Origin of the sequence: Novosphingobium sp. (assembly GCF_031424035.1) — a bacterium.
In the GTDB taxonomy this organism is placed as follows: domain Bacteria; phylum Pseudomonadota; class Alphaproteobacteria; order Sphingomonadales; family Sphingomonadaceae; genus Novosphingobium.
The window spans coordinates 1-26,100 of record NZ_JANPGP010000026.1; the positions used below are offsets into that span (position 1 = coordinate 1).

Genomic DNA, 26,100 nt, shown 5'->3' on the forward strand with positions numbered 1-26,100 from the left:
GCTTGCCCTAATCGGCATTCCGGTTAAGGGAAAGATATCGATGCGGGTGGTCCTCGGAATTGAATCGTCCTGTGACGAAACGGCGGCCGCGCTGGTGCGCGAGGACCGGACCGTGCTTGCCCAGCGCATTGCCTCGCAGGATGAAGAGCATCGCCCCTATGGCGGGGTCGTCCCCGAAATCGCTTCCCGCGCCCATGCCGAGCGGCTCGCCCCGCTGATAGCTGCGACCCTTGCCGATGCCAGAATGACGCTGGCCGATGTCGATGCCGTGGCCGCAACTGCTGGCCCCGGGCTGATCGGTGGCGTCATGGTCGGGCTGGTGAGCGCCAAGGCGCTGGCCATGGCCGCCGAAAAGCCGCTGATCGCGGTAAACCACCTTGAAGGCCACGCCCTCAGCCCGCGGCTGGCGGATGCCTCGCTGGCCTATCCTTACTTGCTGCTGCTGGTGTCCGGCGGCCATTGCCAGGTGCTCGAAGTGCAGGGACTTGGCCGTTACTGCCGCCTCGCCACGACCATCGATGATGCGCTGGGCGAGGCGTTTGACAAGACGGCCAAGATCCTCGGGCTCGGCTATCCGGGCGGCCCGGCGGTCGAAAGGCTGGCGCGCGAGGGCGATGCGAAAAAGGTCCGCCTGCCGCGCCCCTTGCTGGGCAGCGATGAACCGCATTTCTCCTTCGCCGGACTGAAAAGCGCGGTGATGCGGGCGAAGCAGAATCAAGCTGATTATTCCGACGCCGACATTGCCGCTTCGTTCCAAGAAGCCGCGCTCGATTGCGTCATTGACCGCACGCGGCGCGCCATGGCTGCGGCGGGGGACATGACCGCGCTGGTCGTGGCGGGCGGGGTTGCGGCCAATCAGGCGATCCGTGCCGGGCTGCAACAGCTCGCCGCCGAACACGGCCTGCCTTTCGTCGCGCCGCCGCTGGCGCTGTGTACCGACAATGCGGCGATGATCGGCTGGGCCGGAATGGAGCGATTGATGAGCCACGATTTCGCCCCCGATCCGCTCGATATTGCCGCGCGTCCCCGCTGGCCGCTCGATCCCGATGCCGCGCCGGTGCGCGGGGCAGGGGTGAAGGCATGACCATCGGTGTGATCGGCGCAGGCGCCTGGGGCACAGCGCTCGCGCAAGTCCTGGCGAGCGACGGAACCCCCGTGCTGCTCTGGGCGCGTGAGGCGGAGCTGGTCGAGGAGATCAATACGGCGCGAACCAACAGCCTGTTTCTGCCGAGCGCCAGATTGGCGGATAATGTCACGGCAACGAACCAGATTGGCGATATTGCCGATCTACAGACAGTCCTCGCGGTCGTCCCGGCGCAGCATCTCGCACGCGTTCTCTCCGATCTGCCCGACCGCAAGCGGGACCTTCTGCTCTGCTCGAAAGGCATCGAGGCTGGCACAGGGATGCTCACCGGCGAGATCGCCGCGAAAGCCGCGCCGTCTGCGGAGATCGCCGTGCTGTCCGGGCCGACTTTCGCGCATGAAGTCGCCGCCGGCCTGCCCACTGCGGTCACGCTCGCCTGCGCTGGTGGACAGGCGCAGTGGGACCGGCTCGCTCCGGTGATTTCGCGGCCAACTTTGCGACCCTACTATTCGGACGACCTGATCGGCGCGGAGATCGGCGGCGCGGTAAAGAACGTGCTCGCGATTGCTTGCGGCGTGGTCGATGGGCTGGAGCTGGGCCAGAACGCCCGCGCCGCGCTCATCGCACGCGGCTATGCCGAAATGCTGCGCTTCGGCCTCGCGCGCGGCGGCCGGGCCGATACGCTTGCCGGCCTCTGCGGGCTTGGCGATCTCGTGCTCACTTGCTCATCCACATCGAGCCGCAACTTCTCGCTCGGCAAGGCGCTGGGTATGGGGCTGTCCTCGGCCGAGGCGCTGGCGGGCAAGAATTCGGTGGCCGAAGGCGCGCACACCGCGCCGGTGCTGGCGGACATTGCCACCCGCGAAGGCGTCGACATGCCGATCGTTCAGACGGTTGCCGCGCTGCTTTCGGGTGAAATCAGTGCTCGTGAGGCCGTTGCCCGCCTGCTCGCCCGCCCGCTCCGTGCAGAGGCAGGCCGCCCCCAATGATCGCAGCCGCGCAGTGACCGAAGCCGAACACCAGAAGGATATCGCCGCACTGGCGAAGGGCGGGCGTACCAATGTGCTCGGCTTTGTGCTGCGGCTGCTCGGCACCGCGCCTTTCCTGTTCATCGCCGGGCGGCTTTACGGGGTCGAGGCGCTGGGGCGCTATGCCTCGGCCATCGTCGCGGTGGAACTGGTGGCGCAGGTCTGCGCGCTCGGCCAGCGGCGCGGTCTTGCGCAGCGGCTGGCGGAAGAGCCCGGTCACCCGGCCAGCATTGTCGCGGACGGGCTGGTGCTGACGACCCTGCTGTCGGTCGCCGCCGGACTGCTGCTCTTCGCCTTTCCGCTGCCGATGTTCCCGGCCGGGCAGTATACTGCGTGGGACCGGTTGCTGCCGCTGGCGATCCTGCCCAATGCCCTGACCGAGATCACACTGGCCGCGCTCGCCTACCGCTATGACGTGGCGACGACCGTGCGCGCGCGATCGCTGGTCGAGCCCTGGGTGCTGACGATCGGCGCCAGCGCGCTGCTGGTTTTCCTTCCGGAAAGCGGGCTGACGCTGGCCTATCTTTTGGCGAAGTGCGCAGCCTTTGCCGTAACGCTGGTGCCGCTTTTCCGTTCATACGGACTGCCGCAACAGTGGAATCCGCACCCTCTGCGCCTGTGGAAGACGGCGCTGGCCTCCACCCCGCTCGCCGTGGCGGATCTGGTCGAATGGGGCACGCGGCGGCTCGACATCGCCATTCTGGGCGCCTTTGCCTCGCCAGTGGCGGTCGGGGTCTATTACGCGGCGCAGCAGATCGCTTCGCTGCCGCAGAAGTTCAAGACCAGTTTCGAGCCGATCCTTGGCCCGGTCATAACCCGTTCGATCAAGGACAAGGACTATGCCGGGATCGCCCGGCAGGTCTGTCAGGTGGGTTTCTGGATCACCGCCGCGCAGCTGGGCGTGGCGCTGGCGCTGGGCATTCCCGGCGCCGGCGTGATGGGCCTGATCGGGCCGGAATTCGTCGGCGGCAACGGCGCGCTCAACCTGTTGCTGCTGGCAGAGGTTGTGGCCGCCACGGCTGTTGTGAGCGAGGCGGCGCTGATCTACCTCGCACGGATGCGCAACCTCGTAATCTCGGTGGGCACCATCGTGCTGCAAGTGGGGTTCACGGTGGGCGGCATCCTGCTGGTCAAGCATCTCGGCTTCAATGACAAATATGCCGCCGCCGCTGCTGCCGGCGGGCTGATGCTGGCGCTGGCCTTCACCTCGATCGCCAAGTCGCTGGTACTGGGCCGCATCCTGGGCCAGCCGGTCAACAACTGGCGCTGGTCGCTGGTCGTCGCCGCGATCCCGGCAATGGCAGTCGGTGCGGCGGCGACGCGGTTCCTGCCCGAATGGGCGGAGCTGCTGATCGGCATTCCGATGATTCTGGGGGTCTATGGCTGGGTGATCTGGCACAAGGGTTTCGGCCCCGAGGACCGGGTGCTGTTCCGCAAAAACGTTGGCGGTTGAAACACTTGCTAGCGTCTGGCTGGCGGCCTTTTGATGTTCAGAAAGCGTTCACGCGCTGAGTCGCTCCTTTACAGCGGGTTGTGAAGGAAGGGGACTTTGCCATGCGTAATCTAGCATCGCTTGCCACGACATGTGCTCTTGCCGGGATGCTTGTCGGCGTGCTTTCAGGCTGCGCGGCGGACTCGGTTGCCGTTCGCGGCAATTCTGCAGAGCAGGCGCCACCGCCACCAGCACCACCTCCTCCCCCTCCCCCACCACCGCCGCCTGTGCCGTCAGCTGTGGGCGCGCAGGACGCATTCAATATGTATAAGCCATCGGCAAAGATGGCGCGGCCTGATGCGCGCTACGGCTACGTGCCGCCGGTGATGGTCGCCAGCGATCCAGGCCGCGAAAAGTACGATGGCAAGGACATCAGCCCGATCAAGCACACGCGGACCGATCCGGTTTCCACCTTTTCGGTCGATGTCGATACCGGCGCCTATGCCAACACGCGCCGTTTCCTCTCCGCCGGACAGACGCCGCCCAAGGACGCCGTGCGGACCGAGGAGCTGATCAATTATTTCCGCTATGATTACCCGCTGCCGGCCAGCAAGGCCGCGCCCTTTTCGGTGACGACCGATGCCATGGTCACGCCGTGGAACCCGGATACGCGGCTGCTGCGCATCGGCCTGCGCGGCTATGACCTGCCGCGCGCCAGCCGTCCGGCGGCCAATCTGGTGTTCCTCGTCGATGTCTCGGGATCAATGAATTCGCCCGACAAGCTGCCGCTGGTGAAGACCGCGCTCGCCGGCCTGTCGCGCGAATTGCGCCCGCAGGACAAGGTCTCGATCGTGGTCTATGCGGGCGCGGCGGGCCTTGTGCTCGAACCGACCAACGATGATGCCAAGATCCGCGCCGCGCTCGATCGGCTGAGCGCCGGGGGATCGACAGCGGGCGGGGCGGGGCTGAAGCTGGCCTACCAGATCGCCCGCGACAACTTCATCGCCGGCGGCGTCAACCGCATCCTGCTCGCCACCGATGGCGATTTCAATGTGGGCGTGTCTGATACCAGGACGCTGATCGACATGGTCGAGAAGGAGCGCGATTCCGGCATTACGCTGACCACACTGGGCTTCGGCACGGGCAATTACAACGAAGGCCTGATGGAGCGGGTGGCCGATCACGGCAACGGCAACTACGCCTATATCGATAGCGCGCTTGAGGCGAAAAAGGTCTTGGGCGAGGAGATGGGATCGACCCTCTTCACCATCGCCAAGGACGTGAAGATCCAGGTTGAATTCAACCCGGCGCAGATCAGCCAGTACTGGCTGGTCGGCTATGAAAATCGCGCGCTGCGCGAAGAGGATTTCAACAACGACAAGGTCGACGCTGGCGATATTGGCTCAGGCCATCAGGTCACGGCGATCTATGAAGTGGTCCCCGCCGGCTTCAAGGGCTGGACCGACGCGCGCCGTTATGACGCGCTGCCCGATGACAAGCCGCCGGCAATGGTGGCGCGCTCGGGCGAAATGGCCTTCGTCAAGCTGCGCTACAAGCTGCCCGATGGCACGACATCGCGGCTGATCGAACAGCCGGTGCCGGCGATGGCGATGTGGAACCGGCGCGCGCCTTCGCCCGATTTCCGCTTTGCCGCAGCCGTCGCCGCCTTTGGCCAGAAGCTGCGCGGCGATCCGCTGCTCGCCGGATTTTCCATGGGGCAGGTGAGTGAACTTGCGGGCAGTCCGACCGATTTCTATCGGCAGGAATTCATCAAGCTGGTCGGCATCGCGGACGGACTAAGCGGCTCTCGTTAGACTTTCAACTCGCGCGCGATTGTCCTAGTCATTGGCCATGAACCCGAAGGGATTTTTGCCATGATGGAAACAATTCAAGCGAACTGGCTGGTGCTGGGCGTGGTCGCGCTCGCCGTGCTGCTGGTCGCATGGTGGCTGCTGGCGCGCGGCAGCAAGCCGGCCAAGCGCGAATACAAGCCCGATGTGCTCGATGAAGGCGCCGCGCCGGCGCGGCGCAACCAGGCGCTGATCGATGCGGCTCCGGCTGCGGCGATTCCTCAGGTGATCCCGTCGCCGGCAGGCGGAGTGCTCGGCGGCGTTGCTGAAGTCGTGGCCGTGGCCGCGCAGGATCAGGTTGAGGAAGTGCAGGCCGCGACCCAGCCGGAGATCGAACCGGCCTCGCCCGTGTCCCCGCCAATTACCGAACCCACGCCCGAAGTTGAGCCAGCGCCCGCGCCGGCACCGGAGATCACACCCGCCCCCGAACCTGACTATGAACCCGTCGCCCCGCCGCCGCCCGCTGCTCCGCCGCCGATGGCGGCAGCGGCGCCCGCGGGCGATGACCTTGCGCGGATCAAGGGGCTGGGGCCGAAACTTCAGGCCCTGCTGCCGACGCTCGGCATCACGACTTTCGCGCAGATCGCGGCGATGACCGAGGCCGATCTTGCCGTGCTCGACAGCAAGCTCGGGCCGTTCGCCGGGCGTCCGGCCAAGGACAACTGGGTGGAGCAGGCGAAATACCTCGCCGCCGGTGATGTCTCGGCCTTCGAATCGCAGTTCGGCAGGCTTTCGGCCTAGCCACAGATTTCAAAGGCTCAGCCTTCGTCCGCCGGTTCGGCAGACTCGCTGGCCGCAGCGCTCGGTGCCGCCTTGGGTGGAGTCAGGCCGGCGCGGCAATCGGTGAGCACGGCTCCCGGAATGCCGGTCCCGCCCCAGCGCAGGGTGCCGCCGCCGGGCAGCGTTGCAGCAACGCCGTAAGACCCGCGAATGGCTTCGATGCGCTCATCAAAGGCGCTGACCGTGCCCTGCCATTCGCCCGGATCGCCGGACTTCACGACATCGACCTTGACCCGCGCGACGTGTCCGTTGCCCTCCAGCGCGAACAGCGCCTTGGCGCCTTCGTCGGCGCGCGTGGTGCGGGTGAAACGAAGCGCAGCATCCAGCGTGCCGCGCCTCTCGCAGGCCAAGGTCAGCAGCGGCGCCTGCCCGGGCACGCCGAAGGCCGCCGCGCCATTGCCGAGCGCCGTCCACACCGTACCCTCGGGCTGCTTGGGCGGCTCGCGCAAGGGGGCCGGCTGCGATGGCAGGACCAGCCGCTTCGCTTGTTCGGGTGTTTCGGCATCCTCGCCCCGCGAACAGGCGGCGAGCGTCAGGATCAGGATAAGCGGCAGGCGGGACATCAACATCGTGCGCGGCTCATCCCGCATGGCGCGCGGCGTTGCAACGGCATTGCGGCACTTTGCCACAAGTCCGTGTCAAGAAGTGTAAATTCGGCCCGATGTCTGCCATTCGATGCCGCGCCGCCGGTCGCGCTCGCAGGCCTCGGCTACGGCGCGTTCAGCGCAGCCGCTGGCGATCGACTGGCGCACCAGTCCGCGTCCGGCGAGAAGGTCGAAGAACGGCGGGTTGCCCGGAAGGAAGGCAAAGCGTTCGGAGGCATGCTGGCGCAGCGCGCATACGAGTGCCACTCCGGTATCGAACGCGCGGTAGCGACGTTCATCGGTGACTGTCAGTCGCACGCCGCCACATGATAGGCCTGCGTGCTTTGAACTTGCAGGCGTAAACCGCGCGGGTGCAAACCTGACGCCCCACAATTTCTGCCGCCCCAGCGCCTTGGCCAGCGCTCTGGTTAGTGCCGGGCCATCGATCCACGGCGCGCCGATCAGTTCGAAGGGAGCATCCGTGCCGCGCCCTTCGGACACATTGGTGCCCTCCACCAGCACGCTCGCCGCGTAGGCAAGGATCGCCGCCGGGCTGCGCAGGTTGGGCGATGGCGGGGTAAAGGGCAGCCCGCCGGGGCCGAACACTTCGGTTCCCATGCCCCGTGTCCAGCCATCCATCGGGGAAACCGCAATGTTCCATCCAAAGCCGCCGAGCGTGAGATAGCGCGTGATCTCGCCGAGCGTCAGACCGTGGCGATAGAGCGTCGGCAGCGCGGTAACGGGCGTCTTGCCGAGCCACTGATCCTCCAGCGCGGTGCCCTCGATCACCAGCCCGCCCAGTGGATTGGGCCGGTCGAGCAGCAGCACCGGCAGCTTGACCGCGGCCGCCACCTCCATCGCCTTGAGCGCGGTGCCGGCGTAGGTGTAGCAGCGCAGGCCAACGTCCTGCAGATCGATCACCAACAGGTCGAGCCCCGCCAGTTGCGCCGGTTCGGGCGCGGGCCGTGCGCCATAGAGGCTGTAGATTGGCACGCCCGTCTTGCCATCCCGCGCATCGCCGACATGTTCACCGGCTGCCGCCGTTCCGGCCAGCCCGTGTTCGGGCGCGAACAAGGCGGTGAGGTTCACCCTCGGCAGCGCCGCCAGCGCATCCACCCCGCGCTGTCCATTCGCACTAAGCGCGGCATCGTGCGTGAGCAGTCCGATGCGTTTGGCCATGAGCGGAGTGGGATCGGCGAGCACCCGGTCCAGCCCGGTCCGCACCTTCACCGTGGTTCGCGGCGCGGCGGGCAGGCGCGCGGCGAGCGTCAAGGCCCCGCCTGCCGCCAATGCAGCGCGGCGGGAAAGGATCACCGTCCCCACTTCTTCTGGCTCTTGCCGTAACGGGTCTTGCGCGTCCCTGGCTTGCCTTCATTGCTGCGCCCCACAATCGGCGCCTTGCGCTCGCCATCGGGAATGCCGAGCTCGGTCGATTCCAGCCGGCGGATTTCGTCGCGCAAGCGGCCGGCTTCTTCGAACTCGAGGTCCGCCGCGGCAGCGCGCATGCGCTTTTCGAGGTCCTCGATATAGCCGCGCAGGTTGTGGCCGACGAGGTTGTTGATCCCGTCATCCTCGATATCCACCAGCACGCCGTCGCGGCTTGCGGTGTCGGCGACGATGTTGTGGATGTCGCGCTTGATGCTTTCGGGCGTGATGCCGTGTTCAATGTTGTAGGCGTGCTGCTTTTCGCGGCGGCGGTCGGTTTCCGCCATCGCGCGTTCCATCGAGCCGGTGATGCGGTCGGCGTAGAGGATCACCCGCCCATCGACATTGCGCGCGGCGCGGCCGATGGTCTGGATCAGGCTGGTCTCGGAGCGCAGGAAGCCCTCCTTGTCGGCATCGAGGATCGCCACCAGCCCGCATTCGGGAATGTCGAGCCCTTCGCGCAGCAGGTTGATGCCGACCAGCACGTCATAGACGCCCAGCCGCAGGTCGCGGATCAGTTCGATGCGTTCCAGCGTCTCGACGTCGGAGTGCATGTAACGCACGCGCAGCCCCGCCTCGTGCATGAATTCGGTAAGGTCCTCGGCCATGCGCTTGGTCAGCGTGGTGACGAGCGTGCGATAGCCGGCCTGCGCCACCTTGCGGCATTCCTCGATGCAGTCCTGCACCTGATCCTCGACCGGGCGGATGAACACCGGCGGGTCAATCAGGCCGGTCGGGCGGATCACCTGTTCGGCAAAGACACCGCCCGATTGCTCCATTTCCCACGAGCCCGGCGTGGCGGAGACGGCCACGGTCTGCGGCCGCATCGCGTCCCATTCGTTGAAGCGCAGCGGGCGGTTGTCGATGCAGCTGGGCAGGCGAAAGCCATATTCGGCCAGCGTGATCTTGCGCCGGTGGTCGCCCTTGGACATCGCGCCGATCTGCGGCACGGTCTGGTGGCTTTCGTCGACGAACAGCAGCGCATTGTCGGGCAGATATTCGAACAGCGTCGGCGGCGGTTCGCCCGGCAGGCGGCCGGTGAGGAAGCGGCTGTAATTCTCGATCCCGGCGCAGGATCCGGTGGCTGCGATCATCTCCAGATCGAAATTGGTCCGCTGTTCCAGCCGTTGGTGTTCGAGTAGCTTGCCCTCGGCTTCCAGCTCCTTGAGCCGTTCCTCCAGCTCGAAACGGATGGCCGAGGCGGCCTGCTTCATCGTCGGGCCGGGCGTGACATAGTGCGAATTGGCGTAGATCCGCACCGTGTTCAGGGTCGCGCCCTTCTTGCCGGTCAGCGGGTCGAACTCGGCTATCTCCTCGATGTCGTCACCGAAGAAGCTGATCCGCCAGGCGATATCCTCAAGGTGGCTGGGGAAGACTTCGAGGTTGTCGCCGCGCACGCGGAAATTGCCGCGGGCAAAGGCGGTGTCATTGCGCTTGTATTGCATCGCGACCAGCTTGCGGATGAGTTCGCGCTGATCCTCGGTCCCGCCCTTTTTCAGGTCAAAGATCATCGCCGAATAGGTTTCGACCGAGCCGATGCCGTAAATGCAGCTGACCGAGGCGACGATGATCACGTCATCGCGTTCCAGCAGCGCACGGGTGGCCGAATGGCGCATCCGGTCAATCGCCTCGTTCACCGAGCTTTCCTTCTCGATGTAGGTGTCCGACCGGGCGACATAGGCCTCGGGCTGGTAATAGTCGTAATAGGAGACGAAATATTCGACCGCGTTGTCCGGGAAAAAGCTCTTCATCTCGCCATAAAGCTGCGCGGCAAGGATCTTGTTGGGCGCCAGGATCAGCGCCGGACGCTGCGTCGCCTCAATGACCTGCGCCATGGTGAAGGTCTTGCCAGAGCCGGTAACGCCCAGCAGCACCTGCGTCGCCTCGCCATCGGTAATGCCTTCGACAAGCGTGGCAATCGCGGTCGGCTGATCGCCCGCCGGCTGGTATTCCGAGACGATGCGGAACGGCCGCCCGCCCTCCGCCTTTTCCGGACGCGCGGGCTTGTGCGGCACAAAGGAGCCGGACGTGTCAGGCTCTTCCAGCCCACGGCGGATGACGATTTCGGCCATGTTGGGGATATGGAGGTTTGCGGTTTGTTCTGCAATGGGATTAGTTCGAAGCTCGTTTCCACCATCAAGTCCTAGGCGCACGTGTGTTCCCGAGCTAGCCAAGAACTGGAAGGGCCATTGTCATCATTTTCGCTGCATTAGCTGGCGGAATTGCCCTTAGGAGCGACTACAAATCGAATGACAGTCCCGTCTAAATAACGTGCCCTAAATCGGAATTGCGTATTTTGCTGAATGCCGAAAATATCTCGGTAGCTCGTCATTCCAAATGCGACAAAATGTGCCTTTCCGGCAACGTATGCATCCCATAGCCGTGCGTCCAAGACTCTGGGCATTTCATTTTGCCCGCCGAATCCATGCCCTGGTCCAATCGGGGATTCGGAAAGCTCATCCGGAAATTTTGGCACGAGGAAAGACTCGTCAACGTCCGATGGGTAAAGATCAACTTGGACGTAGGACATTACATTATATGCTGGCGTTTGCCCGGCATTGGAGAGGCTTAATTGCACCTTGCCAATCTTGCCCACTTCGAAGCCAGAATGCTGAATCTCTGTCGGCAACACATAAGCTCGAAGTTGGCGCCTAGCGGTGTCACGTGCGATGCGATTGGACTGCATCGTAAGTCCGAGTGCTATAACTATTCCAATCGAACCGACTAGGGCTACACCAAGCGACCAGAATGCCCAGTCTGCTGCATCTCTAGCAGCAGCTGCGGCCTGCCATTGCGCGCAAAGATCGGACTGATAGTTTATTTCGTCTCTTGCACATGGCGCCTGATACTCCTTCGCTTGGTCAATTCTGGTTTGTTCATCCAAAATGTCAGTCGAATACGTTGGCGCTTCCGCGGAGGCGCTGGCCTGTTTTGCATTGTTGGCATAAATGTTTGACGGAGCAACAGCTAAGATGAGTCCAATTAGAAAGATGACGAGATAATAGCGTCTTATCATCATATCAAAAATTCCGCTGAGAATGTGCTGCGCCTGAACTTGTTCCCGATAATCGGCTCAAAGTCCATCTGGCCTCTCACACCCAAACCCCTGTCCTACATCCCCCAAACCTGCCAAACTCCGCGCCATGACCTCGCCCCCAAGGCCGGCGCCTCCAGCCCGGACGCGATCCGCTCTGATCTTCGCGAAAGCCGCGCCCCCAGCGCGGCTTTCGTGTATCCGGGCTTCGCTCCGTCGCGCGCGTGCGAGGGCTTTCGGGTGTGTTTCATCAACTTGCATGGCACGCAACTGCGGTGGCGGCGTCTCGACTATGCGCGGGCAGCGCCTAGCGGCTGACGAAGGCGCGGGCGCGCAGTTCCAGTTCAGCGGCGAGTTTCAGGTGGGCTTGCGGATTGGGCGGGGGATCGCGCAGATCGTAGTCGCAGCGGCCGGCCACGAAGTCGCCCTCGTCGCAGTGGTGCATCAGGCCGAGCTGGTCGCGCACGCGGCGTCCGGCGCTCCCCGGCACCAGCAGCAACACGGGCGTGCCGATGGCAAGGCAGGGCATGGCGGCGTGGATGCGCGTGGTGACGACGCAGGCCGCGCCAGCATAGCGCTCGAGCAGGCCCTGCGCGGCGGCCATTTGCGCGTCGACGGACAGGCCTTCGCCCCCTTCGTGAGTCACCGCCTCGACCGGGTGAGGGCTGGCGCGGCGCAAGGCTTCAAGCGCTCTGGCGGGCAGATCGCAGGCAACGATGCGGCCATGCGCGGGCGCGCCTTCGGGGCGAGGCAGGGTGAGCGTCAGGCAGCCCGAATGCCACGCCGGGATGCCGCGCGCTTCGAGTTGCTCGGCGGTGAACAGGTCGCGCGCGCCGATGGGCCCCCACTGGCGCAGCCAGTCCGCGCCGGCGCCCGTCATCATCCGTTCGAGCGGCGACTTTGCCCAGCGGCGCAGGCGGCTGCGGCCGGGCTCGACGAAGTGCATCGCCAGCGGCAGCGGCTCGATCAAGGGGTGCGGCGGCCAGTAATTGGCATCGTGCATGAACCAGCCGTTGAGGATCACGCGCAGGCGTTCATGCCCGCCCGGCGGCGGCTGCGAAATCCGCTCGCGTTCAACCAGCGCATCGACGCGCGGCAGGAAGCGGCGGGCGGCGAGCGACTGCATCGGATCACCCAGATTGGCGATGCCGGGATAGGACAGCAGGCCAAATGCAGGCGCGCTCATGCGCCCTCGGCCTGCAGGCGCGCCATGAAGCTGCCGGGGGCGGCGGCCTCGGCTTTGCGGGGGGCGATCATATGATTGTACAGGTGAATCGCGCGGGTCTGCGGCGTGATCCATTCCTCCAGCGAGCGCGCGGGATCGAAGATCCAGGCTCCTTCCGCATAGTCAAACGGGTAGAAGGTGGCACGGGGCTGCGCTTCGCCGATCACGCCGTGCTTGCGGGCGAGCCCCGTCAGCGCGATCGGACCGGCGACGCCCCATGGCAGGTCGCCCAGTGTCACGCCGCCGGCCAACACCGCCTTGGCATGACTGCGCAGCCGGTCCTGCCAGCGCAGCCAGCGGGGCACATATGGCCGCTCGAACAGGCTGAGCACTTCGGCCACAATCAGGCTGTCCTCCGGCAATTGCAGCACGCCGGCCCCCAGCCAATCCGGTTCGTTCCAGCCGAACACGTGGGCACCGTGCGGATAATCGAGCGGGGCGAGCAGGTAGGTATCGGCATCGAGCCACAGGCCGAGGCCCCGGCGCTGCAATTCGAAGCGGAAATGGTCGGAAAACAGCGCCACGCTGCCGCTCTTGTGGCGGACGATCGCCGATCGCGGCAGGATTTCGGTGGCGTCGCGCTGCTCTATGCCTTCGGGAACCCCCGCGACCTCGTCATAAGTGTAGAGCACCAGGTGATGCCCCTGGGCCATGACCGAGCGCATGCACGCGCGTTCGAGCGCGGACAGGCCCGGGCCGATCCACAGCATCGCGCACGTCGGCAAAGGGTCCCGGCTCGGCATCGTCCCCGCATCTACACATCCCGCCCCAATCGCGAAAGCGGGTCCAGAGCCAATAGGTAGAAGTAACTAGACAGAGCGACGCTCTGCCAGCATCAGGGGCGCTGTCCCGATTGCGACCCGAGGCGATGATGCTGAAATTTTCTGGCGTGCGGCCCACTGCGGCCCCGTTTCCTCATTGCGTGATTGATAGCGTTCTGCCGGCGGAGACCTATGCCCGGCTGGAGGCGAGCTATCCGCCATGTCCGCCGGCCAGCGGCCCGACCGGGCACACCATCCACCGCGGCGATCCCGGCTTTGACGCGGTGATGGCGGCCAGCCCCGATTGGCAAGCACTGTTCGACGAATGCAACAGCCCCGGATTTATCGCGCAGATTGCCGACCTGTTCGCGGATGAGATCGACCAGTCCTGCACGGCGGCGCGGGAGAGCCTGCGCCATGTCGATGCCATCGAGGACCGGCGCGAAAAGGAAATGACGGCGATCCCGGCCAAAGGCTTCGCGCCTGAGGACCTCTTCGTGCGGTTCGATTTCATGCAGGGCAAGGATGCCTATGCCCGCAGTGCGCACCTTGACCATCGCCGCCGCCTGGCGACGATGCTGATCTATTTCGAGGAGCCGGGGCCGGACAGCTATTCGGGAGGCGATCTTGTCCTGCACGATAAGGACGGCACCCCGGTGGCCCGCGTCACGCCGCGGCCCAACCGGGCGGTGCTGTTCCCTTGCTCGGAACGTTCGTGGCATTCGGTCGAGGCGGTGACCGGTTGCAAGCGCCCGCGCAACATGATCCAGGTCTCGGTATCAAGCCGCCATGTGATCTGGCCGGGCGGGGTGGAAGAAGCCGCGCCTTCGCCGGTACAGCGGCTGCGCGGCCTGGCCGGACGGCTGGTGCGCAGCCTGAAAGCAGCCTGACGAAACCGGTTCTGGCAATTCGCTCAACCACATAGTAGCCTTGCCCGACACGATGATGGGGGCAGACATGGTGCGGCGATTCTTGGCGGCGGTGGCATTGGCGGCCATGGCAACGACGACTATGCCAACTTCGGCGCAGGCCGCGTGGCAGGAAGCGCAAAGCGACCACTTCGTCATTTACGGCAATACAAGCGAATCCAACCTGCGCCGCTTTTCAGAACAGCTTGAACGCTATCATTCGGCCATGGCGCTGGTTACCGGTGTGCAGGTGTCGCTGCCCAGTCCGTCGAACCGGGTGACGGTATTCATTGTCGGCAACGAAGATGCCGTGCGCAAACTTTACGGCGGTGGCAGCAAGTTCGTTTCCGGTTTCTACAAGGCGCGGGCGGGCGGCTCGCTTGCCGTGGTCCCTTCGGTCGAAAGCGCGCAGAGCGGCGGTGATCCGAATTTTTCGATGATCGTGCTGCTGCACGAATATGCTCACCACTTCCTGATTTCGAGCAGCGGCGTTGCAGCTCCGCGCTGGTCATCGGAAGGCGCGGCGGAATTCTTTGCCTCGGCAGCGTTCGGCGGTGACGGTTCGGTATCGCTGGGCCGCGCGGCGCAACACCGTGGTTATGAACTGATGCAGGCGCGCGATGTGACGGTGACCGATCTGCTCGATCCCGACCATTATGAAAAGCGCCGGGGCAAGAGCAAGGAATACGATGCATTCTATGGTCGCGCGTGGCTGCTTTATCACTACCTGACCTTTGCTGAAAAGCGGAAGGGCCAGCTTACCGCCTATCACAAGGCGGTCGCTGCTGGGAAAAGCTCGCCCGAGGCAGGCGTCGCGGCCTTTGGCGATCTCACCGTGCTCGACAAGGAAATCGACGCTTACCTGCGCAAGAACAAGTTCACTTACCTCAAGCTGGCTCCTGCAATGCTGAGCGCGCCCAAGGTCACCCTGCGCCCGTTGCGGCCGGGCGAAGTGGCGGCGCTGCCGGTCCGCGTGCGCTCGCAAGTCGGGGTCGATGGCGATTCGGCGCCACTGGTGCTCAAGGACGCCCGGGCCATCGCCGCGCGTTTCCCGGATGAAGCTGCGGTGGAGGCGGCGCTGGCCGAAGCAGAGTTCGACGCCGGCAACGATGCCGAGGCGATGGCTGCTGCCGATGTGGCGATCAAGGCGGATCCCGGACAGGCCAATGCCTATCTGCAGAAGGGCTATGCCCAGATGCGAATGGCTGAACGGTCGGGCGATAGTGCGGGCTTCCGAAAGGCGCGCGAAACTTTCCTTGCGCTCAATGCGATCGAGAATGACCACCCGCTGCCGCTGCTCAATTTCTACCTGAGTTTTGTCAAACAGGGCCGCAAGCCTACCGTGAACGCGGTCGAGGCACTGCAGCGCGCCACCGTGGTTGCGCCGTTCGATTTCGGCCTCCGGATGACCTTGGCGATGCAGCTTGTCCGCGACGGTCGGCGCGACGAGGCGCTGCTCCATCTGGGCCCGATCGCCAACAACCCACACGGCGGCTCGCTCGCCGAAGCCGCCCGGCGCCAGATCGAACGGCTGAAAGCGAGCGCTGGATATCGGGGCGAAGACAGCGCCGACACAGCGGGGACGACGGGCAAGGAAGGCCCATCCAGGGTGGGTCGCCCGGACATCCACCCTTAAGCCGCCGCCGCTTCCGCCGTCCTGCTTGGCGTGGATGGAGTGGAGAACGGTCGTGGCACATAACCTTGCCTACCTGCGGCGCAGCCGGCGGATTGACGTTGCCATGCCGGCGCGGTTGCGACTGCCTGGCGGACCGGGTGAACCGGTTCTGGTGACCGATCTCAGCGAACATGGCTGCCGGCTCGAATGCTGGGGAATGCAAGTGTCCTGCGGCGACAGCGTGATCCTGCGGCCGCAAGGTCTGGAATCGGTTTGCGGAACTATCCGCTGGATCAAGGGGCCGAAGATCGGCGTGGCATTTTCCCGACCACTTTACGGCCCGGTGGTCGAACATCTTGCTCACCAGCACCGCCCGGTCTGCGACGATCTGCGCATGGTCGCCTGAAGGAAACATCGCTTTCGTTCATTGCATGTTCGTCTTGCGCTCGCCATATCGGAACCATGAACGCATTGACCCGATTGCGAGACGAGGCATTTTCGCGCAGCGTCGAGTTTCGCCGCCGCGCCGCGCTTGCCCGCGAACCCGGCCCTGAAGGCGTCCATGGCCCGGCCCGCCACTTGCTGTGGGGAGAGGCCGCATCGATCGCGCTGGCCACACGCCCCCTCGCCAAATCGCCGCCGGCCCTGCGCCCGCAGCCCGTGGTTGTGCTGCCCGGTTTTGGATCGCATACCCTGCGGATGCGCCGTCTGTCGCGCGCCCTGAAAGATGCGGGCCACCGCCCGCATGACTGGGGGCAGGGCTTCAACCTTGGCCCGACCGAAGCCAACTTCGCCGCGCTGGTCGCCCGGATCGAGGACCTTGCCGCCAGCGAAGCCGCGCCAGTCGCGCTGGTCGGCTGGAGCCTTGGCGGTCTGTTCGCGCGCGAAGCGGCCAAGATCGTACCGCAATCGGTCAGCTGCGTGATCACCATGGGCACGCCGTTCTCGGGCGATCGCCGCGCCAACAATGCCTGGCGCGCTTACCAGATGATCACCGGCCACCGCGTCGATGAAGCACCGATCGGGCACAATGTGTCCGAAAAGCCGCCGGTGCCGACCATCGCCTTGTGGAGCCCGCGCGACGGCGTCGTAAGCCCGCGCGCCTCCTGCGGCCGCCCCGGTGAACGCGACCGCGCCGTGGCACTGCGCTGCGCCCACATGGGCTTCGCGCTCGATCCCGAGGCGATTGCCGAAGTCCTGCGCCAGCTCGATTGGGCGGATTAGGCTTGGCGATCCGCAGGGGGCAAGTTCCGGAAAAATCGCTGCTCGCGGCTTATGGCCGGGCGGGCAATTATACCGATTGCTTCATCGCCGAAGTGCCGGGTCAGGTGGCCTTTTCCCGCTTTGTCGAGGCGTTCTATTCCAGCGCCTGCTTCCGGCCCGAGCGGTTCCTGCTGATGGCGCTTCTTGGCAAGCGATCGAGCGCGCAGGACATCCGCGCGCTTGCAGCAGGGCAAACCGACCATTTCGCTGCGTGGACTGTCGAGGCGCGCACCACCAACGAAGTTCTGCTCTGCGATTTCCAACAGGCTACGCGTTCGTGGCTGATGGCCGAGCCATTGGAGCACGGTGGCACCCGGCTGTGGTTCGGGTCCGCCGTGGTGTTGACCGGACAGACCGGAGCCCGCCGGACGATGGGGCAAATGACTTTCGCCGCGCTGGGCTGGTTCCACCGCATCTATTCGCGCGCGCTGCTTTGGGCCGCAATCCGGGGACTATAGCGCGGAAAATTCCGCGCGAAATTGTCGCTCTGGCCCCACCAACCGTTTTCCTACATGGTCCGCATCTGCCACAGTGGCGCCCATGACATTACGCCAAAGGCTGGTGCCGCGAGCCCGGCCGCGATCCGTTTCGCTTTTCCCGAAAGCCGCGCCCAGTGCGCGGCTTTCGTGCCTCCGGATCTCGCTCATGCGCGCGTAAACAAGCTGCGCTTCGCATGTACTTCATCAACTTGCGCGGATTGCAACTGTGGTTGGAGGGCTAGCGGCAGAAGCTCCGCGCGCTGACCTCGACGTGGAAATGGTCGCTGTGCGCCGCGTTGTAGGCCGGGCCGAGTACGGTGCCAAATCGCTTGCAGGCGCTGGCGTGGATCACTTGCAGGAACTGGCGTTCTTGCGCGGTACCGCCGCTCCATTGGCCGGTCACCGAAATGCGCCGGCCATCGGCAAGGACGAAGGCGGACACGTCGATGGCATTGGCCGTGGCATGGGCGGACAGCTTGTCGCGCCCGGCAATGGTGCGGCAGGAATAGCTGCCCATCGTCTCGATCCGGGCGAGCGGGGAACCGAGGATTTGCCGCGCCGCGCGATCCACACCGAATCGCGCCCAGTTGGCGAAGGTCTGTGCCAGCGGGCAGGTGACGGCGCCCAGATTGGTCACACCGAAGCGGGAATCGTCGCTGCTCAGGCCGGAAAGCCGGACCGAACTCACCGCCGAACAGCCCGCGCCGTAATACTGGTCGGGCAGCGGAGTGAAGCTCGCTTTCGCAAGGCCGAGTCCGTTGTAGCACTGCTGTGCTTCGGGGCTGGGGGTGAAGACCTGAGTCGAACGCTGGACCGTCTGTTTCTGCGGTGCGCGGCCGCCGGGGATCATGCCTCCGCAGGCGCTGAGCAGGGCCACTATCGGCAGCAGGATGACTATCCGGCGCATTGGGCAAAATTACGCGGAAAATGGTTAACGCCGAGTTTCCGTGCTGCGACGCGGATCGAGCCGGGGGATAATGCGCTTGACTCGTTGCAGCGCAGCACTAGGAGCGGCGCCGGGCCACGCGGTCCCAACGCCGCGCGTGCTCTCTGTAAGGAGAGACTACATGACTGATACCAAGCCGGCGCTTCCGGAGCGTCCCTACTTCTCTTCCGGTCCCTGCGCCAAGCCGCCGGGCTATTCCCCCGAAAAACTCGCCACGACAAGCCTTGGCCGCTCGCATCGCGCCAAGATCGGCAAGACGCGTCTGCAGTACTGCATCGACCTGATGCGCGAAGTGCTCCAGCTGCCCGACACGCACCGCATCGGCATCGTGCCCGGTTCGGATACCGGCGCTTTCGAAATGGCGATGTGGACCATGCTCGGTGCGCGCGGCGTGACGACGATGGCCTGGGAAAGCTTCGGCGAAGGCTGGGTGACCGACGCGGCCAAGCAACTCAAGCTCGATCCCACGGTGATCCGCGCTGACTATGGCCAGCTCCCCGATCTTTCGCAGGTGAACTTCGCCGACGACGTGCTGTTCACCTGGAACGGCACCACATCCGGCGTGCGCGTGCCGAATGCCGACTGGATCCCTGCGGACCGCGAGGGCCTGACCTTTGCCGACGCGACCAGCGCAGTTTTTGCCTATGACATCGATTGGTCGAAGATCGATGTCGCCACGTTCAGCTGGCAGAAGGTTCTGGGCGGCGAGGGCGGCCACGGCGTGCTGATCCTCGGCCCCCGCGCGGTCGAACGGCTCGAGAGCTATACTCCCGCATGGCCGCTGCCCAAGGTTTTCCGCCTTGTCTCCAAGGGCCAGCTCGCTGAGGGCGTGTTCAAGGGTGAAACGATCAACACGCCGTCGATGCTGGCGGTTGAAGACGCGATCTTTGCGCTTGAATGGGCCAAGGGTCTTGCCAATGGACAAAGCGCTCTGAAGGGCCTGCAGGCGCGGTCGGATGCCAATGCCGCCGCGCTCGACGCCATCGTCCAGTCGCGGCCTTGGCTCAGCCACCTGTGTGCTGACGAAGCGATCCGCTCGAAGACCTCGGTCTGCCTGTCGGTCGAAGGCGCGGATGCGGACTTCATCAAGGCCTTTGCCGGCGCGCTCGAGAAGGAAGGCGCGGCATTCGACATAGCCGGATACCGCGATGCCCCCGCCGGCCTGCGCATCTGGTGCGGCGCGACGGTGGACACCGCCGATATCGAAGCACTCGGGCCGTGGCTCGACTGGGCTTACGCCTCGCTCAAGAACTAGTTCGTGAGTCCCCGCGAAGGCGGGGACCTCATGCCTCCTGATCCGCTCTGCAATTGCACGAGGCCCCCGCCTGCGCGGGGGCTCACAAGGATAAGAAAATGACCAAGCCCCGCGTACTCATTTCCGACAAGATGGACCCCAACGCCGCGAAGATCTTTGCCGAACGCGGCTGCGACGTGGACGTCATCACTGGCGAAACTCCCGAACAACTGATCGCTCGCATCGGCGAATACGATGGCCTCGCCATCCGCTCATCGACCCGCGTGACCAAGGAAATCCTTGACGCCGCGCCGAACCTCAAGGTCATCGGCCGCGCCGGCATCGGTGTCGACAATGTCGATATCCCGGCCGCTTCGGCGCAGGGCGTCGTGGTGATGAACACGCCGTTCGGCAACTCGATTACGACCGCCGAACATGCCATCGCCATGATTTTCGCGCTGGCCCGCCAGATCCCCGAAGCCAATGCCCAGACCCAGGCGGGCTTGTGGCCGAAGAACGGCTTCATGGGCGTCGAAGTCACCGGCAAGACGCTAGGTCTGATCGGCGCGGGCAACATTGGTTCGATCGTCGCTGCCCGCGCACTCGGCCTCAAGATGAAGGTTGTCGCCTTCGATCCCTTCCTCACCGAGGAACGCGGGATCGAAATGGGCGTGGAGAAGGCCGATCTCGATACCCTGCTGGCCAAGGCCGACTTCATCACGCTGCACACGCCGCTGACCGACCAGACGCGCAATATCCAGAGCCGCGAAAACCTCGCCAAGACCAAGAAGGGCGTACGCATCGTCAATTGCGCACGCGGCGGCCTGATCGACGAAGCGGCACTGAAGGACGCGCTCGACAGCGGGCAGGTAGCCGGGGCTGCGCTTGACGTGTTCCAGACCGAACCGGCCAAGGAATCGCCGCTGTTCGGCACTCCGAACTTCATCTGCACCCCGCACCTTGGTGCATCGACCACGGAGGCGCAGGTCAATGTTGCGCTGCAGGTGGCCGAGCAGATGGCCGACTATCTCGTCAATGGCGGCGTCACCAACGCGCTCAACATGCCCAGCCTTTCCGCCGAGGAAGCGCCGAAGCTCAAGCCCTACATGGCGCTTGCCGAAAACCTCGGCAGCCTGATGGGCCAGCTCACCACCGGCACGATCCCGCGCATCTCGATCCACACCGAAGGCGCTGCGGCTGAACTGAACGCCAAGCCGATCGTCGCTGCAGTCCTTGCCGGTTTCCTGCGTACCCAGTCGGACACGGTGAACATGGTCAACGCGCCGTTCCTCGCCAAGGAACGCGGCATCGAGGTCCGTGAGGTCAAGACCGAGAAGGCCGGCGATTACCACACGCTGGTCCGCGTCTCGGTGAAGACCGATGCGGGTGAACGCTCGGTCGCCGGCACACTTTTCGGCAACGCCAGCCCGCGCCTCGTCGAGATCTTTGGCATCGGCATCGAAGCCGACCTTGCCGGTCACATGATGTACATCGTGAATGAAGATGCTCCCGGGTTCATCGGCCGCATCGGGACGCTACTTGGCGAGAACGGCATCAATATTGGCACCTTCCACCTCGGCCGGCGCGAAACGGGCGGGGAGGCGATCCTGCTGCTGTCGCTCGACTCTGCACTGCCCGCCGATGTGCTTGAAAAGGCCAAGGCCTTGCCGGGCGTGAAGCGCGCCATGCGTCTGGCGTTCTGATGCTCTCGACGTCCCGGCTTTCGCCGGGACGTCGAATTGACTAAGGCCCGGCCATGGACACTGATCGCGACCTGCTTCCCGAAGGTCTTGAAGACCGCCTGCCCGCCAGCGCAGCCTGCGCCGCGCGGCTGACCCGTAGCGTTCTCGACGTGCTGGACACCCACGGTTACGACCGCGTCCAGCCACCGAGCATCGAGTTCGAGAAGTCGATGGCCAGCCGCATGGCCGGCGTCCAGCCGCGCCGCATGTTCCGCTTCGTCGATCCCGCGAGCCTGCGCACACTGGCGCTGCGCTCGGACATTACCGTGCAGGTCGGGCGCATGGCGGCGACGGGGCTTGCTGGCGCCGCACGGCCGCTGCGGCTATGCTATCAGGGGCATGTCCTGACCATCAAGGGTGACGGGCTGAACCCGGCGCGCGAGCGGTTGCAGATCGGGGCCGAACTGATCGGGTCGGACAGTGTCGCTGCTGCTGGCGAGATTGTCGCCGTTGCCATCGCGGCGTTGCAGGCCGCCGGGGCGACCGGGATTTCGGTCGACTTCACGCTTCCGGATCTCGTCGATACCCTTGCCGCGAAAGCAATCCCGCTTGCCGCCGACAAGATTGAAGCCGTGCGTCGTGAACTGGATGCCAAGGACGCCGGCGCGCTCGTCGCTGCCGGCGGCGAGGCCTACCTGCCGCTGCTCACCGCGATCGGCCCGTTTGACAGCGCGATCGAGCGGCTGGCCGCGATCGACGCCGGTGGCGCGCTCTCATCCCGCATCGCCGCACTGCGCGAAATCGCCGCGCGGGTTGGCCCGATGGCTCGGCTGACGCTCGATCCCAGCGAGCGCCACGGCTTCGAATACCAGTCGTGGTTCGGCTTCACGCTCTATGCCGAAGGGCTGTCGGGCGCGATAGGCCGGGGCGGCACTTATGCCATCCTTGGCGCGGCTGGCGCGCCAAGCGAGCCGGCGATCGGCTTCTCGCTTTACCCGGATGAACTGATCGACACGCTGACCGACACCGGCGCGGCGCGCGACACGCTGTTCCTGCCGCTCGGCCACGATGCGGCTGCGGCTGGCAAGCTCCGCGAAGCCGGCTGGCGCACGGTCGCGGCGCTTTGCGCGGACTGCGATGCCAAGGCGCTGGGCTGCACCCACCAGCTCGACGGGACGGACGCGGTCGCACTTTAACGATGCTCGTCGCATCGCGCTTGCAGCCAAACGCCTCCCCGCGCATTAGGCTGGAATGACAGCACCCGTCCGGCTCGCCATCGAAACCGAGCTCGATTACACTTTCGAAGCGCGAACCGCCGTCCTCCTCCAGATCGAGGCGGCGATGATCCCTGAGCAGCGCGTCGATGGCGCGCATATCGCGATCAGCCCGGTCCAGCATTTCGCGCGCATTCCCGGGCACGACGACATCGGCGACCGCATCTGGCTCGATGTCGAGGACCGGCTGACCGTGTCCTATCGTTCGGAAGTTACCGTGCAGCGGCTGGTTACCGACCTGTCCGGACTGGCCGCCACGCCAACTCACCTGTTGCCGGCCGAGACAGTCGATTACCTCATGCCATCGCGCTATTGCCAGGCCGACCATTTCGAGCACATCGTCGAAAGCGAATTCGCCGGGCTGGCAGGCGGGGCGGCGGTGGAGGCGATGCGCGACTGGATCGCCACCCACTTTTCCTATGTTCCCGGCGTCAGCACATCGAACACCGGGGCGCTCGAAAGCTATGTCCTGCGCCAAGGCGTGTGCCGCGACTATGCGCACATGCTGATCACGCTCGCCCGCGCCGCCGGCGTGCCTGCACGCTTCGTCAGCGGCTATGCCCCCGGCGTGACCCCACCCGATTTCCACGCCGTCGCCGAGGTATTCCTCGATGGAGCATGGTACATGGCCGACGCCACCGGCATGGCGACCGGGGCTGACATGGCCAAGATCGGCGTTGGCCGCGATGCCGCCGACACCTCCTTCCTGACGCATTACGCGGCCTGTGCGCTCAATCGGCAGGAAGTGATCGTCACACGCATCTAACCCCCGAACAGGTCCTTCAGCCAAGCATCGACCACGCCGGTCGCGGCATAGGTCGGATCGCCCAGCCGGCGGTTGATCTCGGCATGGCCCTGCAGTCCCGTGCCGGGAAACTCATTGCGCTGAACCCTTGTGCCGCCGTTCCTCAGCGCCGCTTCGAGCACCTTGTTCTGCGACACCCCATCCTCGCGCTGGACGTGGAGCAGCAGAAAGGCGGGGACGTTCGGTGCCACCGCATGGTGCGTCGGCGAAAGTGCCTTCTGCCGCTCGGGATCGGTGCCGAAGGCCTGCTCGTAAGTCGCCTTCATCATCCGGCCCGCCTGTGCGAGCTGGGCGGAGACTTCATAGGCGGCACCATCGTTGGGGATGACCCCGTCGATATCGGCAAAGGATAGCCCAGCTTTCTTCAGATACGACTCATCCGTGCCAACCAGCGCCACCAGATGTGCGCCGGCGCTGTGCCCGGTCAGGACAATGCGCGAGGTATCGATGCCGAGCTTCTTGGCATCGCCAATCAGCGCCTTGACCGCGCGGGCGACGTCCTCCGCCTGATCCTCGACCCGCGCGGCCGGCACCAGCCGGTAATCGATCGAGGCATAGGCATAGCCAAGGCCGGTGAAATGCGCCGGGGCATAGCGGCTGGCGGCATTGTCCTTGCTCCCGCGCTTCCATCCGCCGCCATGGACAAAGATCACCAGCGGCACCGAATGATCGTTGATATGGCTCTTGGGAAACCACAGGTCGCCGGTCTGCAGGGGATCGGAGCCGTAAGTGAAGGTCTTGTCCGGAGCCAGCTTGGGCACCTGCGCATCGCTAGTGTGCATGCGTTCGGCCATCCGCGCCTTTATCCGCTCGCGCAGCCGGTCGCCGGGTGCGGCCCCGGCGATCGATGGGGCCAGCGATGTGGCGAGCAGGGCGCAAGCACTAAGGGCAAGGAACAGCTTGTTTCGCATGGGCATTCTCCGTTCGGCGCGCAGGGTAATGTGCCTGCCAAGATTAGCCAGTCGTGAATTGTCGCGAGGTGTGATCATGACCCGCAGCCCAGTTGCGCGCAATGCAAGTTGATGAAACACTTCCGAAAGCGGTTCCCTGAATATTCCCAAGGACATGCCCCAGACACACAAAAGCCGCGCTGGCGGCGCGGCTTTGGAAAAGCGGGGATGGGTGCGGCGGCGCTCAGGGGGAGCGCCTTGTGGCTGGGTCATGGCGGGGAGTTTGGCACATCGGGGGCGTGTAGGAAAATGGTTTGATCCGCGCGCGCCGGGGACACGCACATCACGTTCCGACTGGCTGGCGGATGGAGACTATTTCTCCCCCATCCACCGGTTCCACACCCGGTGAAACCGCGCTACCGAAAGCTCCTCGCGCACCAGTGACAGGTGCGTCAGCCCTTCATTCCGCAGGCCTGCCTGCTGGCGCGGCATCTGGTCATAGTCTTGCTGCAGCGCGAGGAAATAGGGGAAGGTGCCGCGTTCGGTGACCGTTACTGGCTGGACGCGGTATTGGCTGCGCAGGGCCTCGGGCAGCCACATGTAGGCGGTAACATGCCAGACGCACTTGCCCGGATCGCCCGACGGATGCGGCCAGGCCATGATCGTCGTCGCCTCACCGGCGCGGATGGTCATGAAGAAGTTTGGGAACAGGAACCAACCCTGATTGTCGCTCATCTGGTCATCGACAAGGGTTGAAGCGTCGAGGCCTTTGGCGGTCAGCGTCTGGCGGGTCGCCTGTTGCAGGATGGTGCGCACGGTCTCGCCGTCACTCAGCACCAGCGCGCCATCGCCATCGCGCCGCGCGGCGATCATGGATTCAAACAGTGGCAGGACTTCCGCCACCGTGGGGAAGGTGGAGGGCAGATCGCGGATCGCCTGGACCTGTTCTTCAAGGCTGGCATTGGCCGCGTCCTTGACCTCGAACGGCGATACCGCACAGCCGTGATCGCCGAACATGCCGTGGCGCGAATTGCCCGCCTGCAGGTCGATCACCTTGAGCAGTTCGGGATGGACGCCGATGATGTGATAGCCTTCGCTGAAGGCGTCGATGACGACCTTCCAGTTGCAATCCAGCTCCTCGCGCACGTCGAGGCCGACGGGGGTCATTTCGCCCAGCTTGTAGGCATCCAGCCGCTCGGTAACTTCGGCGGTCAGGTACTCGGCCAGCGGCGCGGCCCCGGCATCTGGATTGAAGAAGATGAAGCCGAAGGCGGTGTCGACCGGCACTTCAATCAGGCCGTGTTCCGCCTTGTCGATCGGCCCCACTAGATCGGGGCGCGCGACGGCGAACAGCGACCCGTCAAGGTCATAGGTCCACAAGTGATAGGGGCAGGTGAACTTTGGCGTGTGGCCCTTGGCCGCGTCGCACAGGATGTTGCCGCGGTGGCGGCAGGCGTTGACGAAGCCGCGCAGCTTGCCATCCTTGCCGCGCACGATGACGAACGACTGGTCGAGCACTTCGTGCCGTTTCCAGTCGCCGGGGTTGGGCAGTTCGTCTGCCCGGCCGGCGATCTGCCAGCACTTCATCCAGATCGCCTCGCGCTCGCGCTGTGCGATTTCGGGGCTGACATAACGATCGGTCGGGATTGCCCAGGGGAACTGGGCAAGGTCGATTTCGGACACTGGGGTGAGGGTGGTGATGGCGGTCATTGGCGAACTCTCCCGTTTATGGGCGAAGGCTATCGTGACTCGCGCCGGGGTGCAAGATAAAGAAACGGTGGCGTTCCATTAATCGCTATGC

Annotated in this window: 23 protein-coding genes; 14 read left to right on the forward strand and 9 right to left on the reverse strand. The window is 65.0% G+C overall.

Translation table 11 applies throughout. The features are described 5' to 3' along the window. Positions 1-40 precede the first annotated feature (40 nt). The 5 genes from tsaD to RMO89_RS02990 all read left to right on the forward strand — a co-directional run bounded on the left by tsaD (position 41) and on the right by RMO89_RS02990 (position 6,135). The gene (gene tsaD / locus RMO89_RS02970; protein ID WP_310531196.1) at positions 41-1,084 is read left to right on the forward strand and encodes a tRNA (adenosine(37)-N6)-threonylcarbamoyltransferase complex transferase subunit TsaD; all 1,044 of its coding nucleotides are present in this window, start codon (positions 41-43) and stop codon (positions 1,082-1,084) included. Further along, positions 1,081-2,073: an NAD(P)H-dependent glycerol-3-phosphate dehydrogenase gene (locus RMO89_RS02975; RefSeq protein WP_310531129.1), complete on the forward strand. Its 993-nt coding sequence runs from the start codon at positions 1,081-1,083 to the stop codon at positions 2,071-2,073. The genes tsaD and RMO89_RS02975 overlap by 4 nt, the downstream gene beginning before the upstream one ends. Continuing rightward, positions 2,048-3,565, forward strand: a complete 1,518-nt coding sequence (locus RMO89_RS02980; protein ID WP_409035504.1) for a lipopolysaccharide biosynthesis protein — start codon at positions 2,048-2,050, stop codon at positions 3,563-3,565. The genes RMO89_RS02975 and RMO89_RS02980 overlap by 26 nt, the downstream gene beginning before the upstream one ends. Positions 3,566-3,867: 302 nt before the next feature. Continuing rightward, positions 3,868-5,358, forward strand: coding sequence for a VWA domain-containing protein (locus tag RMO89_RS02985; RefSeq protein WP_310531130.1), 1,491 nt, complete (start codon positions 3,868-3,870; stop codon positions 5,356-5,358). Between the two features lie 60 nt (positions 5,359-5,418). After that, a complete protein-coding gene (locus RMO89_RS02990; protein ID WP_310531132.1) occupies positions 5,419-6,135 on the forward strand; it encodes a hypothetical protein in 717 nt (238 codons plus the stop codon). A 17-nt stretch (positions 6,136-6,152) separates the two neighbouring features. On the opposite strand, the gene RMO89_RS02995 is transcribed toward RMO89_RS02990, so the two are convergent. The 6 genes from RMO89_RS02995 to RMO89_RS03020 all read right to left on the reverse strand — a co-directional run bounded on the left by RMO89_RS02995 (position 6,153) and on the right by RMO89_RS03020 (position 13,185). Beyond that, on the reverse strand, positions 6,153-6,743 hold the full coding sequence (locus tag RMO89_RS02995; protein WP_310531133.1) for a hypothetical protein: 591 nt from the start codon (positions 6,741-6,743) through the stop codon (positions 6,153-6,155). 69 nt (positions 6,744-6,812) lie between these two features. After that, positions 6,813-8,072: a DUF1343 domain-containing protein gene (locus tag RMO89_RS03000; RefSeq protein WP_310531135.1), complete on the reverse strand. Its 1,260-nt coding sequence runs from the start codon at positions 8,070-8,072 to the stop codon at positions 6,813-6,815. Continuing rightward, positions 8,069-10,255: an excinuclease ABC subunit UvrB gene (gene uvrB, locus RMO89_RS03005; RefSeq protein ID WP_310531136.1), complete on the reverse strand. Its 2,187-nt coding sequence runs from the start codon at positions 10,253-10,255 to the stop codon at positions 8,069-8,071. Before uvrB ends, RMO89_RS03000 begins: the two co-directional genes overlap by 4 nt. A gap of 137 nt (positions 10,256-10,392) precedes the next feature. Beyond that, positions 10,393-11,202: a hypothetical protein gene (locus RMO89_RS03010; RefSeq protein WP_310531137.1), complete on the reverse strand. Its 810-nt coding sequence runs from the start codon at positions 11,200-11,202 to the stop codon at positions 10,393-10,395. A 322-nt stretch (positions 11,203-11,524) separates the two neighbouring features. Next, a complete protein-coding gene (locus RMO89_RS03015; RefSeq protein WP_310531138.1) occupies positions 11,525-12,403 on the reverse strand; it encodes a polysaccharide pyruvyl transferase family protein in 879 nt (292 codons plus the stop codon). Next, a complete protein-coding gene (locus RMO89_RS03020) occupies positions 12,400-13,185 on the reverse strand; it encodes a hypothetical protein (protein ID WP_310531140.1) in 786 nt (261 codons plus the stop codon). The genes RMO89_RS03015 and RMO89_RS03020 overlap by 4 nt, the downstream gene beginning before the upstream one ends. A 179-nt stretch (positions 13,186-13,364) precedes the next feature. On the opposite strand from RMO89_RS03020, the gene RMO89_RS03025 reads away from it, so the two are divergent. The 5 genes from RMO89_RS03025 (at position 13,365) to RMO89_RS03045 (ending at position 17,447) form a co-directional block, all read left to right on the forward strand. Further along, complete coding sequence (locus RMO89_RS03025; RefSeq protein WP_310531141.1) at positions 13,365-14,093, forward strand: 2OG-Fe(II) oxygenase; 729 nt, start codon at positions 13,365-13,367, stop codon at positions 14,091-14,093. 67 nt (positions 14,094-14,160) lie between these two features. Then, entirely contained in the window at positions 14,161-15,747 is a 1,587-nt protein-coding gene (locus tag RMO89_RS03030) for a DUF1570 domain-containing protein (protein WP_310531142.1), read from the forward strand. A gap of 52 nt (positions 15,748-15,799) precedes the next feature. Then, the gene (locus tag RMO89_RS03035; RefSeq protein WP_310531143.1) at positions 15,800-16,132 is read left to right on the forward strand and encodes a PilZ domain-containing protein; all 333 of its coding nucleotides are present in this window, start codon (positions 15,800-15,802) and stop codon (positions 16,130-16,132) included. 56 nt (positions 16,133-16,188) lie between these two features. Then, positions 16,189-16,950 carry an alpha/beta fold hydrolase gene (locus tag RMO89_RS03040; RefSeq protein WP_310531145.1) on the forward strand — a complete coding sequence of 254 codons (762 nt, stop codon included), beginning with the start codon at positions 16,189-16,191 and terminating at the stop codon, positions 16,948-16,950. A gap of 2 nt (positions 16,951-16,952) precedes the next feature. Continuing rightward, a complete protein-coding gene (locus tag RMO89_RS03045; RefSeq protein ID WP_310531146.1) occupies positions 16,953-17,447 on the forward strand; it encodes a hypothetical protein in 495 nt (164 codons plus the stop codon). A gap of 259 nt (positions 17,448-17,706) precedes the next feature. Here RMO89_RS03045 and RMO89_RS03050 read toward each other — a convergent pair whose 3' ends face one another. After that, positions 17,707-18,345 carry an extensin family protein gene (locus tag RMO89_RS03050; protein WP_409035505.1) on the reverse strand — a complete coding sequence of 213 codons (639 nt, stop codon included), beginning with the start codon at positions 18,343-18,345 and terminating at the stop codon, positions 17,707-17,709. A 190-nt stretch (positions 18,346-18,535) separates the two neighbouring features. On the opposite strand from RMO89_RS03050, the gene RMO89_RS03055 reads away from it, so the two are divergent. The 4 genes from RMO89_RS03055 (at position 18,536) to RMO89_RS03070 (ending at position 23,370) form a co-directional block, all read left to right on the forward strand. Beyond that, complete coding sequence (locus tag RMO89_RS03055; RefSeq protein WP_310531147.1) at positions 18,536-19,669, forward strand: phosphoserine transaminase; 1,134 nt, start codon at positions 18,536-18,538, stop codon at positions 19,667-19,669. A gap of 98 nt (positions 19,670-19,767) precedes the next feature. Continuing rightward, positions 19,768-21,351 carry a phosphoglycerate dehydrogenase gene (gene serA, locus RMO89_RS03060; RefSeq protein WP_310531148.1) on the forward strand — a complete coding sequence of 528 codons (1,584 nt, stop codon included), beginning with the start codon at positions 19,768-19,770 and terminating at the stop codon, positions 21,349-21,351. A gap of 53 nt (positions 21,352-21,404) precedes the next feature. Further along, on the forward strand, positions 21,405-22,526 hold the full coding sequence (locus tag RMO89_RS03065; RefSeq protein ID WP_310531149.1) for an ATP phosphoribosyltransferase regulatory subunit: 1,122 nt from the start codon (positions 21,405-21,407) through the stop codon (positions 22,524-22,526). Positions 22,527-22,581: 55 nt separating this feature from the next. Then, positions 22,582-23,370 carry a transglutaminase family protein gene (locus RMO89_RS03070; RefSeq protein WP_310531151.1) on the forward strand — a complete coding sequence of 263 codons (789 nt, stop codon included), beginning with the start codon at positions 22,582-22,584 and terminating at the stop codon, positions 23,368-23,370. Here RMO89_RS03070 and RMO89_RS03075 read toward each other — a convergent pair. Further along, entirely contained in the window at positions 23,367-24,203 is an 837-nt protein-coding gene (locus RMO89_RS03075) for an alpha/beta hydrolase (RefSeq protein WP_409035506.1), read from the reverse strand. The two genes, RMO89_RS03070 and RMO89_RS03075, sit on opposite strands and share 4 nt — an antisense overlap. 468 nt (positions 24,204-24,671) lie before the next feature. Further along, positions 24,672-26,009 carry an aromatic ring-hydroxylating dioxygenase subunit alpha gene (locus RMO89_RS03080; protein ID WP_310531153.1) on the reverse strand — a complete coding sequence of 446 codons (1,338 nt, stop codon included), beginning with the start codon at positions 26,007-26,009 and terminating at the stop codon, positions 24,672-24,674. Positions 26,010-26,100: the final 91 nt, after the last annotated feature.

Bases quoted from the DNA above. Each gene is read 5' to 3' on its own strand.
- tsaD (WP_310531196.1), top strand. From the start codon at position 41: ATGCGGGTGGTCCTCGGAATTGAATCGTCCTGTGACGAAACGGCGGCC.
- RMO89_RS02975 (WP_310531129.1), top strand. From the start codon at position 1,081: ATGACCATCGGTGTGATCGGCGCAGGCGCCTGGGGCACAGCGCTCGCG.
- RMO89_RS02985 (WP_310531130.1), top strand. From the start codon at position 3,868: ATGTATAAGCCATCGGCAAAGATGGCGCGGCCTGATGCGCGCTACGGC.
- RMO89_RS02990 (WP_310531132.1), top strand. From the start codon at position 5,419: ATGATGGAAACAATTCAAGCGAACTGGCTGGTGCTGGGCGTGGTCGCG.
- RMO89_RS02995 (WP_310531133.1), bottom strand. From the start codon at position 6,743: ATGTTGATGTCCCGCCTGCCGCTTATCCTGATCCTGACGCTCGCCGCC.
- uvrB (WP_310531136.1), bottom strand. From the start codon at position 10,255: ATGGCCGAAATCGTCATCCGCCGTGGGCTGGAAGAGCCTGACACGTCC.
- RMO89_RS03010 (WP_310531137.1), bottom strand. From the start codon at position 11,202: ATGATGATAAGACGCTATTATCTCGTCATCTTTCTAATTGGACTCATC.
- RMO89_RS03015 (WP_310531138.1), bottom strand. From the start codon at position 12,403: ATGAGCGCGCCTGCATTTGGCCTGCTGTCCTATCCCGGCATCGCCAAT.
- RMO89_RS03020 (WP_310531140.1), bottom strand. From the start codon at position 13,185: ATGCCGAGCCGGGACCCTTTGCCGACGTGCGCGATGCTGTGGATCGGC.
- RMO89_RS03030 (WP_310531142.1), top strand. From the start codon at position 14,161: ATGGTGCGGCGATTCTTGGCGGCGGTGGCATTGGCGGCCATGGCAACG.
- RMO89_RS03040 (WP_310531145.1), top strand. From the start codon at position 16,189: ATGAACGCATTGACCCGATTGCGAGACGAGGCATTTTCGCGCAGCGTC.
- RMO89_RS03055 (WP_310531147.1), top strand. From the start codon at position 18,536: ATGACTGATACCAAGCCGGCGCTTCCGGAGCGTCCCTACTTCTCTTCC.
- serA (WP_310531148.1), top strand. From the start codon at position 19,768: ATGACCAAGCCCCGCGTACTCATTTCCGACAAGATGGACCCCAACGCC.
- RMO89_RS03065 (WP_310531149.1), top strand. From the start codon at position 21,405: ATGGACACTGATCGCGACCTGCTTCCCGAAGGTCTTGAAGACCGCCTG.
- RMO89_RS03070 (WP_310531151.1), top strand. From the start codon at position 22,582: ATGACAGCACCCGTCCGGCTCGCCATCGAAACCGAGCTCGATTACACT.
- RMO89_RS03075 (WP_409035506.1), bottom strand. From the start codon at position 24,203: ATGGCCGAACGCATGCACACTAGCGATGCGCAGGTGCCCAAGCTGGCT.
- RMO89_RS03080 (WP_310531153.1), bottom strand. From the start codon at position 26,009: ATGACCGCCATCACCACCCTCACCCCAGTGTCCGAAATCGACCTTGCC.